Here is a 16,715-nt window from a genome sequence, read left to right as displayed (position 1 = left end):
GCCAACAAAAAAAGCCACATTCGTGTGGCTTTTTTTATGGCTTAATTTTTTCTTCGACGATCCATTATTTGGAGTCGGACCCACCTTGTCGCGGGCTATATCCATCCGCGGCCGACCGGTATAAATTGCTCCCTGAATAAAAGTCAAAGCCGCAAATCGGAACCAAACGCCAGCGGTTCAGATGCCCCCGGCAATGGGACATCCGCTCCATCTGCCATCGAGGAGACGCCAGTTCATTCCCACTCAATCGTCGCGGGCGGCTTGCTGGAGACGTCGTAGGTCACTCGATTGATCCCGCGCACCTCATTGATGATCCGTCCGGACACTTTCTTGAGCAACGCGTAAGGCAGCTCTGCCCAATCCGCGGTCATGAAGTCACTGGTTTGCACGGCGCGCAGGGCTACCACGTAGTCGTAAGTGCGCCCATCCCCCATGACACCCACGCTTTTCACGGGCAGGAACACGGTGAAGGCCTGGCTCGTCAACTCGTACCAGCTCTTGCCAGTGCCTGGATCAATGAAGTTGCGCAGTTCCTGAATGAAGATGTCGTCGGCGCGCCGCAGCAAATCGGCGTATTCCTTTTTCACTTCGCCGAGAATGCGCACGCCCAGGCCCGGCCCGGGGAATGGATGGCGGTACACCATTTCGGGCGGCAGCCCGAGGGCGACGCCCAGTTCGCGCACCTCATCCTTGAATAGATCGCGCAGCGGCTCCAGCAGCTTCAAGCCGAGCTGCTCAGGCAAACCGCCGACGTTGTGGTGGCTCTTGATGGTGACGGCCTTCTTGCTCTTGGCGCCGCCCGACTCGATCACATCGGGATAGATGGTGCCTTGCGCGAGGAAGGTGGCACCCTTGTGCCCCTTGTCTCCCGCCTTCAGTTTGGCGGCCTCTTGCTTGAACACCGTCACGAACTCGCCGCCGATGATCTTGCGCTTGGCTTCCGGGTCGTTCACGCCTGCCAGCTTGCCCAGGAACAGATCGCTCGCATCGACACGAATGACATTCGCATGCAGCTTGCCCTGGAACATCTCCATGACCAAGTCGCCTTCGTTCAAACGCAGCAGGCCGTGGTCCACGAAAACGCAGGTCAGCTGATCGCCGATGGCGCGGTGAATCAGCGCCGCCGCCACCGAGGAGTCGACCCCGCCGGACAGCCCCAGGATGACTTCTTCGTCGCCCACCTGGTCGCGGATTTTCTGGACCGCTTCGGAGATGTAGTCCCCCATGATCCAGTCGGGACGCACGCCGCAGATACCGAGCACAAACCGCTCCAGCAGCGCCTTCCCCTGCACGGTATGCGTGACTTCCGGGTGAAACTGCACCGCATAAAACTTGCGCTCTTCATCCGCCATCCCGGCGATGGGGCAGCTCTCGGTGCTGGCCATGAGCTTGAAGCCCGGGGGCAGTTCCGTGACCTTGTCGCCATGGCTCATCCACACATTGAGCATGCCGTGGCCTTCTTCCGTGGTGAAGTCGGCAATGTCGCGCAGCAGCTCCGTGTGGCCCCGTGCACGCACCGCCGCGAAACCGAACTCGCGCTTGTGCCCGCCCTCGACCTTGCCGCCCAGTTGGTGGGCCATGGCCTGCATGCCGTAGCAGATGCCCAGGACGGGAACACCCAGTTCGAAAACGGCTTGCGGGGCCTTGTCGGTGGTGTCCTCGTACACGCTGGCATGGCTGCCGGAGAGGATCACCCCTTTGAGCGAACCGTCCTTGGCATATTCGCGGATCCATTCATCCGTGACATCGCAGGGGTGTACTTCGCTGAGCACATGCGCCTCGCGCACACGGCGCGCGATGAGTTGGGTGACCTGGGAGCCAAAATCGAGGATGAGGATTTTCTGGTGTTGCATGGCAGGCGACGGGGGGAGGAAAAAACAAAGGCCCGAACACCGCAAGAAGGGTTCGGGCCTGTGGTGGCGACAAGATCAGTCGGCGCGGTAGTTGGGCGCTTCCTTCGTGATCTGCACATCGTGGACATGGCTTTCGCGAATGCCTGCGGTGGTGATCTCGACGAACTCGGCCTTGTTGTTCATTTCTTCGATCGTGGCGCAACCGCAGTAACCCATGGCGGCGCGCACACCGCCCGCCATCTGGAACACGATGGAGACCATCGACCCCTTGTAGGGCACACGGCCTTCGATGCCTTCCGGCACCAGTTTGTCCGCATTGGGGTTGCCTGTGCTGGACTCCTGGAAGTAACGGTCCGCACTGCCCTGCTGCATGGCGCCGATGCTGCCCATCCCGCGGTAGCTTTTATAACTGCGGCCCTGGAACAGGATGACCTCGCCCGGCGCTTCTTCGGTGCCGGCGAACATGCCGCCCATCATCACGGCGCTGGCGCCGGCCGCCAACGCCTTGGCGATATCGCCGGAGTAACGGATGCCGCCATCGGCGATGAGAGGAACGCCCGTGCCCCGGAGCGCCGTGGCCACGTTGTCGATGGCCATGATCTGCGGCACGCCCACACCCGCCACGATGCGGGTCGTACAGATGGAGCCCGGGCCGATACCGACCTTGACACCATCGGCGCCGGCTTCCACCAATGCCAGCGCAGCAGCGCCCGTGGCAATGTTGCCGCCGATCACGTCGATCTGCGGGTAGTTCTGCTTGACCCAGCGCACCCGGTCGATCACGCCCTTGCTGTGGCCGTGGGCCGTGTCCACCACGATGGCATCGACTCCGGCCTTCACCAGCGCTTCCACGCGCTCTTCCGTGCCCTCGCCCACGCCGACAGCCGCGCCGACGCGCAGGCGGCCAGCGGCATCCCGGGCGGCATTGGGAAAGCTGGTTTGCTTGGTGATGTCCTTGACGGTGATCAGGCCCTTGAGCTCGAACGCGTCATTGACCACCAGCAGCCGCTCGAGCTTGTGCTTATTGAGCAAGGCCTTGGCCGCGGCGGGAGAAGTGCCTTCCTTCTCGTTGACCGTGATGAGCTTGTCGCGCGGCGTCATGATTTCATGCACCTTGACGTCGTAGCGCGTTTCAAAGCGCAGGTCGCGCCCCGTCACGATGCCGACGACCTTGCCACCGTCGCACACCGGAAAACCCGAGATGCCCAGTTGCTCCGACAGTTGCGACACCTGCAGCACGGTGTGCTCGGGCGTGATGACGACGGGATCGCGAACGACACCGGACTCGTACCGCTTGACCTTGGCCACGTGGGCGGCCTGCTCCTGCGGCGTGAGGTTTTTGTGCACGATCCCCATCCCGCCCTCTTGCGCGATGGCAATGGCCAGGCGCGCTTCGGTGACCGTGTCCATGGCGGCGGACACCAGCGGCAGGTTCAGGGAAATATTGCGGGAGAGTCGCGTCGCGAGGGACGTGTCCTTGGGGAGGACCTGGGAGTACGCTGGCACCAGCAACACATCGTCGAAGGTGAGCGCTTTTCCAAGAAGGCGCATGAGAAAGCTCCAAAAAAAGGATTGTACCTGCGGGCCGTGCATGCGCTCGCGTTGTGGCTTGGCAACCATGGCGCCAAGGGACTTCGGCCGCTAAACTTGCATCGCATGAAAACTCCCCAGCTTCTTTTGGCCGCCCTCGCCTGCACGTGGGCCATGGGCGCTGCGGCGCAATGGCAGTGGATCGACAAGGACGGCCGCAAGGTCTTCAGCGACCGGCCGCCGCCAACGGAGATTCCGCAGAAGAGCATTCTCAAGCAGCCCGGCGGCAATGCGATCTCGGCCCGCCCGGTTGCCGTGCCGCCTGCGGCGGATGGGGCGTCTGCCGCCATGGCGGCAGCCAGTGCGCCACGCCCCAGCGGGAAAGACAAGGAACTGGAAGAGCGCAAGGCCCAGGCCGACGCGGCAGAGGCCGCCAAGAAGAGGGCCGACGAGGAGCGCCAGGCCAAGCTGCGGGCCGAAAACTGCGAGCGGGCACGGCAATCCAAGGCAGCGATGACATCCGGCCAGTTGTTCAGCCAGACCAATGCACAGGGAGAGCGCGTGTTCATGGACGAATCCGCCAAGGCCGCGGAGGCCCGCCGCGCCGACAGTGTGATCGCGTCCGAGTGCGCGCCGCGCTGAGCCGGGCATAACCCGGCACGGTCACTGGATGACCACCCGCAAGGGCATCTCAAATACCCCCGTACCCGCCAGCCCTCAATAGCCGGCCTTCGCACCCGGCCGGCGCTGCGCGAACAGGCCGGTGGACCGGGCCCCCTGGCGGGCGAAACGCTCGCGCCGCGCCACCTTGGGGTCCACCACCAAAGGCCGGTACAGCTCCACCCGGTCCCCGTCCTGCAAAACCTGATCGGGCGCCGCCGCCCTGCCCCATACGCCGCAGGCGCTGTCGCCCGCAGCCAACTCGCAGGCCTTCAATGCATCGGCCAGGGTGGCCCCCCTGGGCAACGGCAAGACCCGTTCCACGGTCGATCGGGGTGCCGAGGAGTGCACCACCGTCACCGTCATCCACTCCACCGCCGCCCCAGCAGCGGATGTGTCCGGCCTGTCAGCCATACACCTGCTCGGCGCGCTGGATGAACGCATCCACCATCGTGCCGGCAATGCGATCGAAAACCGGCCCGACCAAGGCCGCCAGCGCCACGCTGTCGAAACCGTAGTTCAGCGTCAGCTCGACCTTGCAGGCGCGCTGCGAGCCGTCTCCCACGGGATGGAAAACCCAGTCGCCGTCCAGTTGCGAAAATGGCCCCTTGACCAGGCGCATCTGAACGCGGCGCCCGGCCTCCTGCGTGTTGCGCGTGACGAATGTCTTGCGCAGCCCGCCCAGCGCGATGCCGACCTCGGCCGTCATGCCTTGCGCGTCCTGGTCCAGCACGGCCGCATGGTCGCACCAGGGCAGAAACTCCGGGTACTTGGCCACATCGGTGACGAGGGCGAACATTTCCTCGGGGCTGTACCAGATCAGGACGGACTTGTTGACGTTTTTCATGGATGAAGCAAGGCGCCCAGGGCAAAGGGCCGGATGCCCTACGGAGGGCCTGGAGCGCGTGGGCCTAAAATCTTGGAAGCGAGACGACAACGATTGTAGGGAGGGCTTTCATCTCCCGGTTTGCGCCGCACCTATAACCCATGGCCAAAAAACCCGAAACACAGTCCCGCATCGCCGACAACAAAAAGGCAGCCTACAACTACTTCTTCGAGGAACGCTACGAAGCCGGCATGGTGCTGCATGGCTGGGAGGTCAAGGCACTGCGCGAAGGCAAGGTGCAACTGACCGACGGCTACGTCGTGATCCGCGAAGGCGAGTTGTTCCTGATCGGCTGCCAGATCAACGCCCTCAAGACCGCCTCGACCCACGTCAGCCCCGAGGCGGCGCGCACCAAGAAACTGCTGCTGCACCGGCAGGAGATCGATCGCCTGATCAACAAGGTCGAGCAAAAGGGGTACACGCTGGTGCCGCTCAACCTGCACTGGAAGGATGGCCTGGTGAAGTGCGATTTCGCGCTGGCCAAGGGCAAGGCGGAGCACGACAAGCGCGACACCATCAAGGACCGCGAAGGCAAGCGCGAGGTCGAGCGCGCGATGAAAAGCCGCCACCGGTAATTTTTTCGGCGGCGCAGGGAATAAAAGCGCATCCTTCGGTGTTCATCCAGGTGCAGGGCCGCATTTCGCGTCGCCCGCACCCGATCGACTGGAGACACCCATGATCCGCATCGCTTCCTCCGTGGCCACCGCCGCCTTTGCACTGGCGCTGGCCGGCTGCTCTTCCATGATGACGGCGCCGGCTGGCGTCCAGGCCAAGGACGGCGCACTGACCGGCCCCAACGGCATGACCCTCTACACCTTCGACCGCGATGCGACGGGCAGCGGCAAATCGGTCTGCAACGGCCCCTGCGCCACCAACTGGCCGCCGCTGATGGCCGGCAATGCCACCCCGACCGGCGACTACAGCGTGGTGCGCCGCGACGACGGCAGCAGCCAGCTGGCCTACAAGGGCAAGCCGCTGTACTACTGGGCCAAGGACGCCAAGCCAGGCGATCGCACCGGCGACGGCGTCAACCAGGTCTGGCACACCGCCAAACCCTGATCCGGGACCGGCCCAGCGCCCGCCCCCATGGACCGGATCGTCGAGCACCTGCCCAGCCTGCGCCGCTATGCGCGGGCCCTGACCGGCAATGCCTGGGCCGCGGACGATCTGGTGCAGGACACCCTGGAGCGCGCGTGCCGCAAGTGGCTGCTCTGGCGGTCGGGCAGCGATCTGCGGGCGTGGCTCTTCACCCTGATGCACCACCTGTACCTGAACCAGCAGCGCTCGGCTTCGGCCCTGCCGCTGCTGGACATCGAGGCCGTGCAGGACAGCCTGCAGGCCCCGGCGCCCGCATCGGACGACGCCATCGACCTCGATCGCTGCCTGCAGCGCCTGCCCTCCGACCAGCGCGCGGTGCTGCTGCTGGTCACGCTCGAAGACATGGACTACGCGCAGACGGCCCGCGTGCTGCAGATCCCCGTCGGCACGGTGATGTCGCGCCTGTCTCGCGCGCGGGCACGGCTGCGCGAACTGATGCACGCGCCCGCCGCAGCGCGCCCGGCGCCCGGTGACGCCCCGCCCGCGCTGCGCCGCATGAAGTGAGGACCCCATGGCCTCCCACGACGCCCCCCCCATTTCCGAGGACGCATTGCACGCCCTGACCGACGGGCGGCTTTCGGCCGCGCAGGCCGAGGCCCTGCGCGCCCGCCTCGCCCGCGATGCCGAGACCCAGGCCACCGCAGCGGCCTGGCAGGCCCAGCGCGCGCAATTGCAGGCCCTGCACGCCGCCTGGGATGCGGCCCCGGTGCCGGACAGCCTGCGCCGCGCGGCCGGCCGCCTGGAGGCCGTGCGCGAGCGCGAGGCCCGCTGGTGGCGCCTGGGCGGCATGGCCGCCTCGCTGCTCCTCGCCTTCGGCCTGGGCTGGACCGTGCATGGGCAATGGCCCACCGACCACCGCGGCCAGGCCGCCGGCCGCGTGGCCGATGCCGCACCCGCCGTCGCCCGCCGATTCGCGCAACAGGCCGCCGTGGCGCACGCGGTGTACCAGCCGGAGCAGCGGCACCCCGTGGAGGTGGCCGCCGCACAGCAGGAGCATCTGGTGCAGTGGCTGTCCAAGCGGCTCGGGCGGCCGCTCAGGATTCCCGTGCTGGCGGCCCAGGGGTACGAGCTGGTGGGCGGGCGGCTGCTGCCGGGAGACACGGGCGCACGGGCCCAGTTCATGTACCAGAACGCCGCCGGAGAGCGCGTCACCCTGTACCTCGGCGCCTTGGCGGCGGGCCAGCCCGGCGCCGCCGACACGGCTTTCCGCTTCGATGCGGACGGCCCGGTGCCCTGCTTTTACTGGACGGATGGCGGCTTCGGCTATGCGCTCAGCGGCGCCCTGCCGCGCGCCGCCCTGCTGGGGCTGGCGACGGCGGTGCATCCGCAGTTGTGATGGCCGCGCTCAGCGCAGCGCGGCCAGCGGGTGGGCATGGGCTGGCCACGGGCTCTCGAAGAACGGCGCCACCATCTCCGGCGTCACGTCCTCGATGCGCGCTGGACTCCAGCGTGGGGTGTGGTCCTTGTCCACCGCCAGGGCCCGGATGCCTTCGACCGTTTCGCTCTGGCCGGGGCGCAGGAAAAAGCAGTGGCGCACCATGTCGCGCTCCATGCGCAGATCGGCGGCAAGGTCCATGCGGCGGGCGCGGCGGATCTGCTCCAGCACCACGTGCAGCATGAGCGGCGAGCGCTTGCGCAAGGTGGCTGCCGTGGTGCGGGCCCAGTCGGTGCCGGCGGCCTCCAGGGCCGCCATGATGGCCTGGACTGTGTCCAACGCGAAATATCGATCGATTTCGGCCGATGCCCTAGTACTCATTGCCTCTTGTGCTACAAATTTAGCAGCAATCGATGCCTGCACTGCCGCTGCGTCGGCGAAGGACTCCGTGCCCAGCGCATCCCAGACCGCCGCCTGCCGATCGGACGGCAGGCATCCGTCGGCCAGGCCCAGCGCCACCGCATCGCCCGCGCCGATGGTGTCCCCCGTCAGGCCCAGCCATTCGCCGGCGTGTCCCGGGCAACGCGACAGGAAGTAGCCGCCCCCCACGTCCGGAAACAGGCCGATGGCCGTCTCGGGCATGGCCATCTTCGTGCGCTCGGTCACGATGCGCAGGCTGGCCCCCTGGCTGATGCCCATGCCGCCGCCCATCACGATGCCGTCCATGAACGCGATGTAGGGCTTGCCGTAGTGGTGGATCAGGTGGTTGAGCGCGTATTCCTCGGTGAAGAAATCCTCCAGCCTCGGATCGCCCTGGCTGCCCGCCTGGTGCAGAAAGCGGATGTCGCCGCCCGCACAGAAGGCGCCGAACGGGCCTTCCTTGTTGCTACCGCGAATGGCCACCGCCAGGATGCGCTCGTCGTCCTGCCAGGCCAGCAGGGTCTCCATGAGCGCGCGCACCATGCCCAGCGACAGCGCATTCAGTGCCCGGGGGCGGTTGAGGGTGATGAACCCCACCTGCCCGCGCACCTGGGCCAACACCTCTGCGGCCGCTGCCGTCGTCGTCTCCGTCATCGTTGTTCCTTTTTTCAATCGGTTCACGGTCTGAAAGGCCCGCTCGCACGCTGGCGGCCGGCCCGGGCGGAATCTTAGGGCCTGTGGCCCGCAGCGAATGTCAGGCGGTGGACAGGTGCCGGCACCTCGCACGCAACAAAGCACGCAGCGACGCACGGGAGCGCGTTTAAGGCCCGGCTAAGCCAGCCGCCCGGCGCGCGCGGCACACTGGCCATCCCCCCACAACGATCGCGCCCTCGATGCCCCATCCCCCGCTTGCCAAGACGTCCGCCTGGTCGCTGATCCGCCCCTACTGGTTCTCGCAGGAGCGCTGGCCCGCGCGGGGCCTGCTGGCATTGATCGTGGCGATGAACCTGGGCATCGTGTACATCAACGTGCGCATCAACGCCTGGAGCGCGGACTTCTTCAACGCCCTGGAGGCGCGGGACACTGCCCGTTTCGGCCCCCTGCTGCTGCTGTTCACCGGGCTGGCGCTGGCCTACATCGTCCTGGCCGTGTATGCGCTGTACTTCAAGCAGATGCTGGGCTTTCGCTGGCGCCGGTGGCTCACGACCGACTACCTGCAGCGGTGGCTGCACGGCAACGCGTTCTACCGCATCGAACGCGACCGGCTGGCCGACAACCCGGACCAGCGCATCGCCGATGACCTGAGCAGCCTGGCGACCACCACCCTCGCGCTGACGCTGGACCTGCTGTCCACGGTAGTCACCCTCGGTTCATTCGTTGTCATCCTCTGGTCGGTGGGCGGGCCGCTGCTGGTGCATGTGGCGGGCTACAGCGCCACCATTCCGGGCTACATGGTCTGGGCCGCTGCGGCCTATGCCCTGGTGGGCTCGGTCGCCATGCAGGCCTTCGGCCACCGCCTCGTGGCCGTGAACTACCGCCAGCAGCAGGTGGAGGCGCACTTCCGCTTCGGCCTGGTGCGGGTGCGCGAAAACGCGGAACCCATTGCGCTGTACGACGGCGCACGGGCCGAAGCCGCCCAGTCCGCCACCCTGTTCGGCCGCATCCAGGACAACTGGCGGATGGTGATGCGCTACACCAAGCGCCTCACGCTGGTGAACTCGCTGTACGCGCAGGTGGCCGTGGTACTGCCGCTCGCGCTGGCGGCGCCGCGGTACTTCGCGGGCGCCTACAGCTTCGGGGTGCTGATGCAGATCAGCCGGGCCTTCGACACGGTGAGCGGAGCGATGTCCTGGTTCATCAACAGCTACGGCACGCTGGCGGAATGGCGCGCCACGGTGAACCGGCTGGCCGAGCTGCGCGACGTGCTCGCCACCGTGCCTGCCACGCCGTCCGAAGGAATCCAGTGGCGAGCCGGGGACGGCTCCGTGCTGGCGACGCACGGCCTGCAACTGGCCCTGCCCGGCGGCGCCACGCTGCTTCGCGTGCCCGACCTGCGCATCGCACCCGGCGAGCGCTGGCTGCTGCGGGGCCCCTCCGGAACGGGCAAGAGCACCCTGCTGCGCGCGCTGGCAGGCCTGTGGGACTTCGGCAGCGGCACCATCGAGCGGCCGCGCGCGCGGATGCTCTTCGTGCCGCAGCGCAGCTACTTGCCGATGGGAAGCCTGGCCGATGCGCTCGCCTACCCGGACACGGCCGGCGAACACCCCGAAGCGCAGGTGCGCGAGGCACTGCAGGCGGTGGGGCTCGCACCGTTCAGCGGCCTGCTCGGCGAGGTGGCGCCCTGGGCCCAGCGCCTGTCGCCCGGCGAGCAGCAGCGCCTGGCCTTCGCGCGCGTGCTGCTGCAGCAACCCGAATGGGTGCTGCTGGACGAGGCCACCAGCGCGCTGGACCCGGCGGCCGAGCGCATGCTCTACACGCTGCTGGCCGAGCGCCTGCCTGCCTCCACGGTCATCAGCGTGGGCCACCGGGACGCGCTGGCCGACTTCCATGCGCGCGAATGCGTGCTGGCGCCGAGCCACGCACCGCAGGCGATCGCCACCTCCACCCTGCCCGGGCACGGCGCCCCAGCCGGGGAGACCGCCCTGCCTGCCTGAGCCCTGGGGCACCGCAGGAAGGGCAACGAGAAAAAGAAAAAGGCACCTTGCGGTGCCTTTCTCGAAGCCAGCGAAGGGGATCGAATCCCCCTCACACTCATCGGTCAGCGGCCGGCGCGCTTGCGCTCGTTTTCCGTCAGGAAGCGCTTGCGCAGGCGCACGCTCTTGGGCGTGATCTCGACCAGTTCGTCGTCCTCGATGAACTCCACGCCGTATTCCAGCGTGAGGTCGATCGGGGGCGTGATCTTGATCGCGTCTTCCTTGCCGGAGACGCGGAAGTTGGTCAGCTGCTTGGTGCGCGTGGCGTTCACGATCAGGTCGTTGTCGCGGCTGTGGATGCCGACGATCATGCCTTCGTACACCGGGTCGTTCGCCTTCACGAACATGCGGCCGCGGTCGTCCAGCTTGCCCAGGGCGTAGGTGAAGATTTCACCGTCGTCCATGGAGATCAGCACGCCGTTCTTGCGGCCGCCGATGGCGCCCTTGTGCGGTTCGTAGCTGTCGAAGATGTTGGAGATCAGGCCCGAGCCGCGCGTCAGGTTCAGGAATTCGTTGGTGAAACCGATCAGGCCACGGGCCGGAATGCGGTACTCCAGGCGCACGCGGCCACGGCCGTCCGACTCCATGTTCACCAGTTCGCCCTTGCGCTCGCCCAGGGCCTGCATCACGCCGCCCTGGTGGGTTTCTTCGATGTCGGCCGTCACCAGCTCGATCGGCTCGTGCTTTTCGCCGTTGATGTCGCGGAACACCACGCGCGGCTTGGACACGGCCAGCTCATAGCCTTCGCGGCGCATGTTTTCCAGCAGGATGGTCAAGTGCAGTTCGCCACGGCCCATCACCTCGAAGATGCCTTCTTCGTCGGTTTCCTTCACGCGCAGGGCCACGTTGTGCTGCAGTTCCTTTTGCAGGCGGTCCCAGATCTGGCGGCTGGTCACGAACTTGCCTTCGCGGCCGGCCAGGGGCGAGGTGTTCACGCAGAAGTTCATGGTCAGCGTGGGTTCGTCCACCTTGAGCATGGGCAGCGGTGCGGGATTGGAGGGGTCGGTCACGGTCACGCCGATGCCGATGTCCTCGATGCCGTTGATCAGCACGATGTCGCCCGGGCCGGCCAGGGGCGTCTGCATGCGGTCCAGGCCCTGGAAGGTCAGCACCTGGTTGATGCGGCCCTTGACGCTCTTGCCCTCGGGGCCTTCCATCACCAGCACGTCCTGGCCGGGCTTCACGGTGCCCTGGCTGATGCGGCCCACGCCGATGCGGCCCACGAAGGTGGAGAAATCGAGCGCCGAGATCTGCAGCTGCAGCGGAGCGGTCGGGTCACCCGAGTTCGGCGGCACGTGCTTGAGGATGGTGTTGAACAGGGCCGACATGTCGGGGCCCCACTGCTCACCGGGAGCGCCTTCTTCCAGCGAAGACCAGCCATTGATGCCCGAGGCATACACCACGGGGAAGTCGAGTTGCTCGTCGGTCGCGCCCAGCTTGTCGAACAGGTCGAACGCGGCGTTCACCACCTTGTCGGGGTTGGCACCGGGCTTGTCCACCTTGTTCACGACCAGGATCGGGCGCAGGCCCAGGGCCAGGGCCTTCTTGGTCACGAAACGCGTCTGGGGCATGGGCCCTTCTTGCGCGTCGATCAGCAGCACCACGCTGTCCACCATGGACAGGGCACGTTCCACTTCGCCGCCGAAGTCCGCGTGGCCCGGGGTGTCGACGATGTTGATGTGCGTGCCTTCCCAGCTCACGGCGCAGTTCTTGGCCAGGATGGTGATGCCCCGCTCTTTTTCGATGGCGTTGTTGTCCATCACGGTATCGACGACCTTTTCGTGGTCGGCGAAGGTGCCGGACTGGCGCAGCAGCTGGTCGACCATGGTGGTTTTGCCGTGGTCAACGTGCGCGATGATGGCGATATTGCGGATTTGTTTGCTCATAGTGCTTCCAATATGCCGCGCTCTACCTGCGGCGTGCTTTCTAGAATCTGTTGAATTTCCAAGGGGCTCAGGAGCCGGTCGGGCACCAGTTCACCCGCTGTGGTGTGGCCCACGCCCAGCAGGGCATGGGGATCGTCTCCGAAGACCGCGACCGCGGGCGCATCAGGCCAGGGGCCGCGGCGGCGCACGCCGGACAGGAACCGCCCGGCATTCTCGCTGTCCAGCGTGACACGCACATGCTGTGCCAGCAGGATCTCGGCGGGGTGCACGCAGGCCATGCGCTCACCCTCGTCCATCGCCTCCAGCGCGGCCAGCGTGACGCAGCGCTCCACGCCCAGCCCGCCGGTGTCGATGCGCCGCAGGAACGTGAGGTGCGCGCCGCAACCGAGCGCGGCACCGATGTCCTCGCCCAGCGTGCGGATGTAGGTGCCCTTGCTGCAGGTCACTATTATTTTGATAGCATAACGCCCTAGTGTTTCTTGCACTGGAGCCAGTTTCAATGCATGGATGACCACGGCGCGCGCCTCGCGCTCCACGGCAATGCCGGCGCGTGCGTACTCGTACAGCGCCTTGCCGTCTTTCTTGAGCGCGCTGTGCATGGGCGGCACCTGGCGGATCGGTCCCGTGAACTGGCGTTGCACCTCGGCCAGGCGCTCGGGCGTGAGCTTCGCCGGATCAACCTCGCGCTGCGCCAGCACCTCGCCCTCGGCGTCGCCGGTGGTGGTGGTCGTCCCCAGCAGGGCGATGGCCTCGTAGGTCTTGGGAGCGTCCAGCTGCAGCTGGCTGAACTTGGTCGCCGCGCCGAAGCACAGCGGCAGCACGCCCGTCGCGAGGGGATCGAGCGTACCGGTGTGGCCCGCCTTCTCGGCCCGCAGCAGCCACTTGGCCTTCTGCAGGGCATCGTTGCTCGACAGGCCCAGCGGTTTGTCGAGCAGCAGCACGCCATGCACCGGACGCCGCTGGATGCGGGTGCGAGGCGCGCGCACCGCACCGCCACGCGGCCCGTTCGCTGCGTGCAAATCGCTGCCCCCCAAGGGGGCACTCGCTCCCTGGGGCGGCCCGTCGGTATGCATGCTCAGTCTTCTTGGGCGCGCGAAGAAACCGCCTTGGCGATCAAGGCGTTCATGTCGGCCGCACGCTCGGTGGTGCGGTCGAACACGAAGTGCAGCGTGGGCACGGTGTGGATGTGCAGGCGCTTGAACAGGCCGTTGCGCAGGAAGCCCGCGGCCTGGTTCAGCGCCACCTGCGTGGCTTCGGGGTCACCGATCAGCACGCTGAAGAAGACCTTGGCATGCGCGTAGTCGGGAGTCACCTCCACGGCCTGCAGCGTCACCATGCCCACGCGCGGATCTTTCAATTCGCGCGCGATCAGCTCCGTCAGATCGCGCTGGATCTGATCGGCGACCTTGAAGCCGCGGTTGGGGGTGGAGGATTTCTTCGCAGCCATGTCGAGCCTCGGGCCTTACAGCGTCCGCGCGATTTCCTTGATGTCGAAGAACTCCAGCTGATCACCTTCCTTGATGTCGTTGTAGTTCTTGAGCTTGATACCGCACTCGAAGCCTTCCTTGACTTCCTTGACATCGTCCTTGAGGCGCTTAACCGAGTCGACTTCGCCCGTGTAGACCACCACGTTGTCGCGCAGCAGGCGGAAGCGTGCGTTGCGATGGACCATGCCCGAGGTGATATACGAACCGGCAATCGTGCCGATCTTCGTGGCCACGAACACCGTGCGGATCTCGGCCGTGCCGATGACTTCCTCGCGCTGCTCGGGGGCCAGCATGCCGGACATGGCGACCTTCAACTCGTCCACGGCGTCATAGATGATGCTGTAGTAGTGCAGGTCGACGCCGTTGCTCTCGGCCGTCTTGCGCGCGCCGGCATCGGCACGCACGTTGAAGCCGATCACGATGGCCTTGGAGGCGATCGCCAGATTGATGTCGGACTCGCTGATACCGCCCACGCCCGCATACACGAGCTGGACCTTGATCTCGTCCGTGGACAGCTTGAGCAGCGACTGCGACAGCGCTTCCTGAGAACCCTGCACGTCGGCCTTGACGATGATGGGCAGGTACTTGACCTCGCCCGCCGTCATGTCGGCGAACATGTTCTCCAGCTTGGCCGCTTGCTGCTTGGCCAGCTTGGTGTTGCGGAACTTGCCGGCGCGGTAGGTGGCGATTTCGCGGGCCCGGCGTTCGTCGCCCAGCACCATGAATTCGTCGCCGGCCTGCGGCACTTCCGTCAGGCCCTGGATTTCCACCGGGATCGACGGACCGGCCGATTTGGCGACCTTGCCGTTTTCGTCCAGCATGGCGCGCACGCGGCCATAGGTCTGGCCTGCCAGCACCACGTCGCCGACCTTCAGCGTACCGGACTGCACCAGCACCGTGGCCACGGGGCCGCGGCCCTTGTCCAGCTCGGCTTCGATCACGAGGCCCTTGGCCATCGCATCGACCGGGGCGCGCAGTTCCAGCACTTCGGCCTGCAGCAGCACCTGCTCCAGCAGGTCGTCGATGCCCATGCCGGTCTTGGAGGACACGGGCACGAAAGGCGAATCGCCGCCGTACTCTTCGGGCACGACCTGCTCGGCCACCAGTTCCTGCTTGACGCGGTCGGGGTTGGCATCGGGCTTGTCGGACTTGGTGATCGCGACCACCATGGGCACACCGGCCGCCTTCGCGTGCTTGATGGCTTCCTTGGTCTGCGGCATGACGCCGTCGTCGGCCGCCACCACCAGGATGACGATGTCGGTGGCCTGCGCACCGCGGGCCCGCATGGCGGTGAATGCCTCGTGGCCCGGGGTGTCCAGGAACGAGATCATGCCGCGCGGCGTTTCCACGTGGTAGGCGCCGATGTGCTGCGTGATGCCGCCGGCTTCGCCCGCGGCCACCTTGGCACGGCGGATGTAGTCCAGCAGCGAGGTCTTGCCGTGGTCCACGTGGCCCATGACGGTGACCACCGGAGCGCGCCAGACCGATTCGGCCTGGGCACCCGCCACGTCGTCGTTGGTGAAGGCTTCCGGATCGTCCAGCGCCGCCACCACGGCCTTGTGGCCCATTTCTTCCACCACGATCATGGCGGTGTCCTGGTCCAGCGGCTGGTTGATGGTGACCATCTGGCCCATCTTCATCAGCGCCTTGATGACTTCGGACGCCTTGATCGACATCTTGTGCGCGAGCTCGGACACCGTGATGGTTTCGGGCACGTGCACTTCGATGATGCGGGCTTCCACCGGAGCGGATTGCTGGTGATGGTGGTCGTCGCGCTCGTTGCGGCGGCCACGGGGCCCCCCGCGCCAGTTGTTGCGACCCACGCCGCCACTGCTGTCGCCGCGCGTCTTGATTTCCTTCTTCTTGGCAGGATCGCCGGCCCAGCTGGACGACAGCTTGGCGGACTTGACCTCCTTGTTGCCGCCGGCGGGCGCGGCCGGTGCACGGGCACCCGGCGCAGCGGCCGGCTTGTGCAGCGTGCCCTTCTTGGCATCGGCACCGGCGGGCTTGGCGGCCGCGGGAGCCGGCTTGGGCTCCTCGGGCTTCTTGGCCACGAGCACCTTCTTGGGTGCGGCCATCATGGCGCGGATCGCCTCGGCTTCGGCCAGGGCCTTGCGGCGGCGTTCGTCCAGATCGACGGCGCGCGCGGTTTCCTCGGCCGCACGGGCCTTGGATTCCTCTTCGGCCTTGGCGCGGGCTTCTGCCTGGGCGGCCTGGCGTGCACTGGCTTCCGCCGCCTGCTCGCGTGAGGCCTCCTGCTTTTCCGCCTGCATCTGGGCCTTGCGGCTTTGCTCCTGCGCGGCGTAGGCAGCAGCACGCTCTTCGGCTTCGCGCTCGCGCTGTTCGCGGGCTTCCCGCTCGCGGCGCTTTTCGTTCAGCTCGGCTTCCTGGTGGCCGATCAGCTCGGCCTGGCGGCGCGCCTCCTCTTCGCGGCGCACGAGGTCCTGCGATTCCGGAGACATCACGGTTTCCGCGGCTTCGGCAGCCTCGTCGGAGCCGGCGTCGGAGGCGCCCTCGCCCCCTTCGTCGCGCTTGATGAAAGTGCGCTTCTTGCGCACTTCCACCTGGATCGTGCGCGCCTTGCCGGTGGCATCGGCCTGCTTGATCTCGCTGGTGGATTTTTTCGTCAAGGTGATCTTCTTGCGATCGGCCGAGGCGGTGCCGTGGCTGGCCTGCAGGAAGGCCAGCAGCTTTTGCTTGTCCGTTTCGGTCAAGGCATCGGTCGGGGCGGCCTTGGCCACCCCGGCAGACTTGAGCTGGTCGAGCAGGGTTTCTGGCGATTTCTTGAGTTCAGTGGCGAACTCGGCGACTGTGTTACTGGACATAT

The 16,715-nt window shown here is 66.5% G+C and carries 15 protein-coding genes; 6 read left to right on the top strand and 9 right to left on the bottom strand.

The window, feature by feature from the left end; all coding sequences use genetic code 11:
- Positions 1 to 233 precede the first annotated feature (233 nt).
- Positions 234 to 1,853 carry a glutamine-hydrolyzing GMP synthase gene (guaA, locus tag AVME950_RS17435; RefSeq protein WP_284402196.1) on the bottom strand — a complete coding sequence of 540 codons (1,620 nt, stop codon included), beginning with the start codon at positions 1,851 to 1,853 and terminating at the stop codon, positions 234 to 236.
- Positions 1,854 to 1,928: 75 nt separating this feature from the next.
- A complete protein-coding gene (guaB, locus tag AVME950_RS17430) occupies positions 1,929 to 3,404 on the bottom strand; it encodes an IMP dehydrogenase (RefSeq protein WP_272552260.1) in 1,476 nt (491 codons plus the stop codon).
- Positions 3,405 to 3,509: 105 nt separating this feature from the next.
- Between guaB and AVME950_RS17425 the strand changes: the two genes are divergently transcribed.
- Complete coding sequence (locus AVME950_RS17425; protein ID WP_284406423.1) at positions 3,510 to 4,025, top strand: DUF4124 domain-containing protein; 516 nt, start codon at positions 3,510 to 3,512, stop codon at positions 4,023 to 4,025.
- A gap of 75 nt (positions 4,026 to 4,100) precedes the next feature.
- Here the strand turns inward: AVME950_RS17425 and AVME950_RS17420 are convergent, their stop codons facing one another.
- Entirely contained in the window at positions 4,101 to 4,457 is a 357-nt protein-coding gene (locus tag AVME950_RS17420; protein ID WP_502869422.1) for an RnfH family protein, read from the bottom strand.
- Positions 4,450 to 4,890 carry a type II toxin-antitoxin system RatA family toxin gene (locus AVME950_RS17415; RefSeq protein ID WP_272568720.1) on the bottom strand — a complete coding sequence of 147 codons (441 nt, stop codon included), beginning with the start codon at positions 4,888 to 4,890 and terminating at the stop codon, positions 4,450 to 4,452. The genes AVME950_RS17420 and AVME950_RS17415 overlap by 8 nt, the downstream gene beginning before the upstream one ends.
- A gap of 140 nt (positions 4,891 to 5,030) precedes the next feature.
- Between AVME950_RS17415 and smpB the strand changes: the two genes are divergently transcribed.
- The 4 genes from smpB to AVME950_RS17395 all read left to right on the top strand — a co-directional run bounded on the left by smpB (position 5,031) and on the right by AVME950_RS17395 (position 7,363).
- Positions 5,031 to 5,504: an SsrA-binding protein SmpB gene (gene smpB, locus AVME950_RS17410; protein WP_272568719.1), complete on the top strand. Its 474-nt coding sequence runs from the start codon at positions 5,031 to 5,033 to the stop codon at positions 5,502 to 5,504.
- A gap of 100 nt (positions 5,505 to 5,604) precedes the next feature.
- A complete protein-coding gene (locus tag AVME950_RS17405; protein WP_272568718.1) occupies positions 5,605 to 5,988 on the top strand; it encodes a COG4315 family predicted lipoprotein in 384 nt (127 codons plus the stop codon).
- 27 nt (positions 5,989 to 6,015) lie between these two features.
- A complete protein-coding gene (locus tag AVME950_RS17400; RefSeq protein ID WP_284430783.1) occupies positions 6,016 to 6,531 on the top strand; it encodes a sigma-70 family RNA polymerase sigma factor in 516 nt (171 codons plus the stop codon).
- A 7-nt stretch (positions 6,532 to 6,538) separates the two neighbouring features.
- Positions 6,539 to 7,363 (top strand): anti-sigma factor family protein, encoded by an 825-nt coding sequence (locus AVME950_RS17395; protein ID WP_284430782.1) that lies wholly within the window; start codon positions 6,539 to 6,541, stop codon positions 7,361 to 7,363.
- Positions 7,364 to 7,372: 9 nt separating this feature from the next.
- Here AVME950_RS17395 and AVME950_RS17390 read toward each other — a convergent pair whose 3' ends face one another.
- On the bottom strand, positions 7,373 to 8,476 hold the full coding sequence (locus AVME950_RS17390) for an enoyl-CoA hydratase/isomerase family protein (RefSeq protein ID WP_284430781.1): 1,104 nt from the start codon (positions 8,474 to 8,476) through the stop codon (positions 7,373 to 7,375).
- A gap of 239 nt (positions 8,477 to 8,715) precedes the next feature.
- Here AVME950_RS17390 and AVME950_RS17385 point away from each other — a divergent pair, with 239 nt between their 5' ends.
- On the top strand, positions 8,716 to 10,476 hold the full coding sequence (locus AVME950_RS17385) for an ABC transporter ATP-binding protein/permease (protein ID WP_284430780.1): 1,761 nt from the start codon (positions 8,716 to 8,718) through the stop codon (positions 10,474 to 10,476).
- Between the two features lie 104 nt (positions 10,477 to 10,580).
- On the opposite strand, the gene typA is transcribed toward AVME950_RS17385, so the two are convergent.
- The 4 genes from typA to infB form a co-directional block, all read right to left on the bottom strand.
- On the bottom strand, positions 10,581 to 12,401 hold the full coding sequence (typA, locus tag AVME950_RS17380; RefSeq protein WP_272568713.1) for a translational GTPase TypA: 1,821 nt from the start codon (positions 12,399 to 12,401) through the stop codon (positions 10,581 to 10,583).
- Positions 12,398 to 13,387: a tRNA pseudouridine(55) synthase TruB gene (gene truB / locus AVME950_RS17375; RefSeq protein ID WP_284430950.1), complete on the bottom strand. Its 990-nt coding sequence runs from the start codon at positions 13,385 to 13,387 to the stop codon at positions 12,398 to 12,400. Before truB ends, typA begins: the two co-directional genes overlap by 4 nt.
- An 89-nt stretch (positions 13,388 to 13,476) precedes the next feature.
- Positions 13,477 to 13,848 (bottom strand): 30S ribosome-binding factor RbfA, encoded by a 372-nt coding sequence (rbfA, locus tag AVME950_RS17370; RefSeq protein WP_272568711.1) that lies wholly within the window; start codon positions 13,846 to 13,848, stop codon positions 13,477 to 13,479.
- A gap of 15 nt (positions 13,849 to 13,863) precedes the next feature.
- On the bottom strand, positions 13,864 to 16,713 hold the full coding sequence (gene infB, locus AVME950_RS17365) for a translation initiation factor IF-2 (RefSeq protein WP_272568710.1): 2,850 nt from the start codon (positions 16,711 to 16,713) through the stop codon (positions 13,864 to 13,866).
- Positions 16,714 to 16,715: the final 2 nt, after the last annotated feature.

The organism is Acidovorax sp. SUPP950, assembly GCF_030158935.1.
In the GTDB taxonomy this organism is placed as follows: domain Bacteria; phylum Pseudomonadota; class Gammaproteobacteria; order Burkholderiales; family Burkholderiaceae_C; genus Paracidovorax.
Note: the sequence above shows the minus strand (reverse complement) of the source record. Positions and strands in the feature narration are given on the sequence as shown.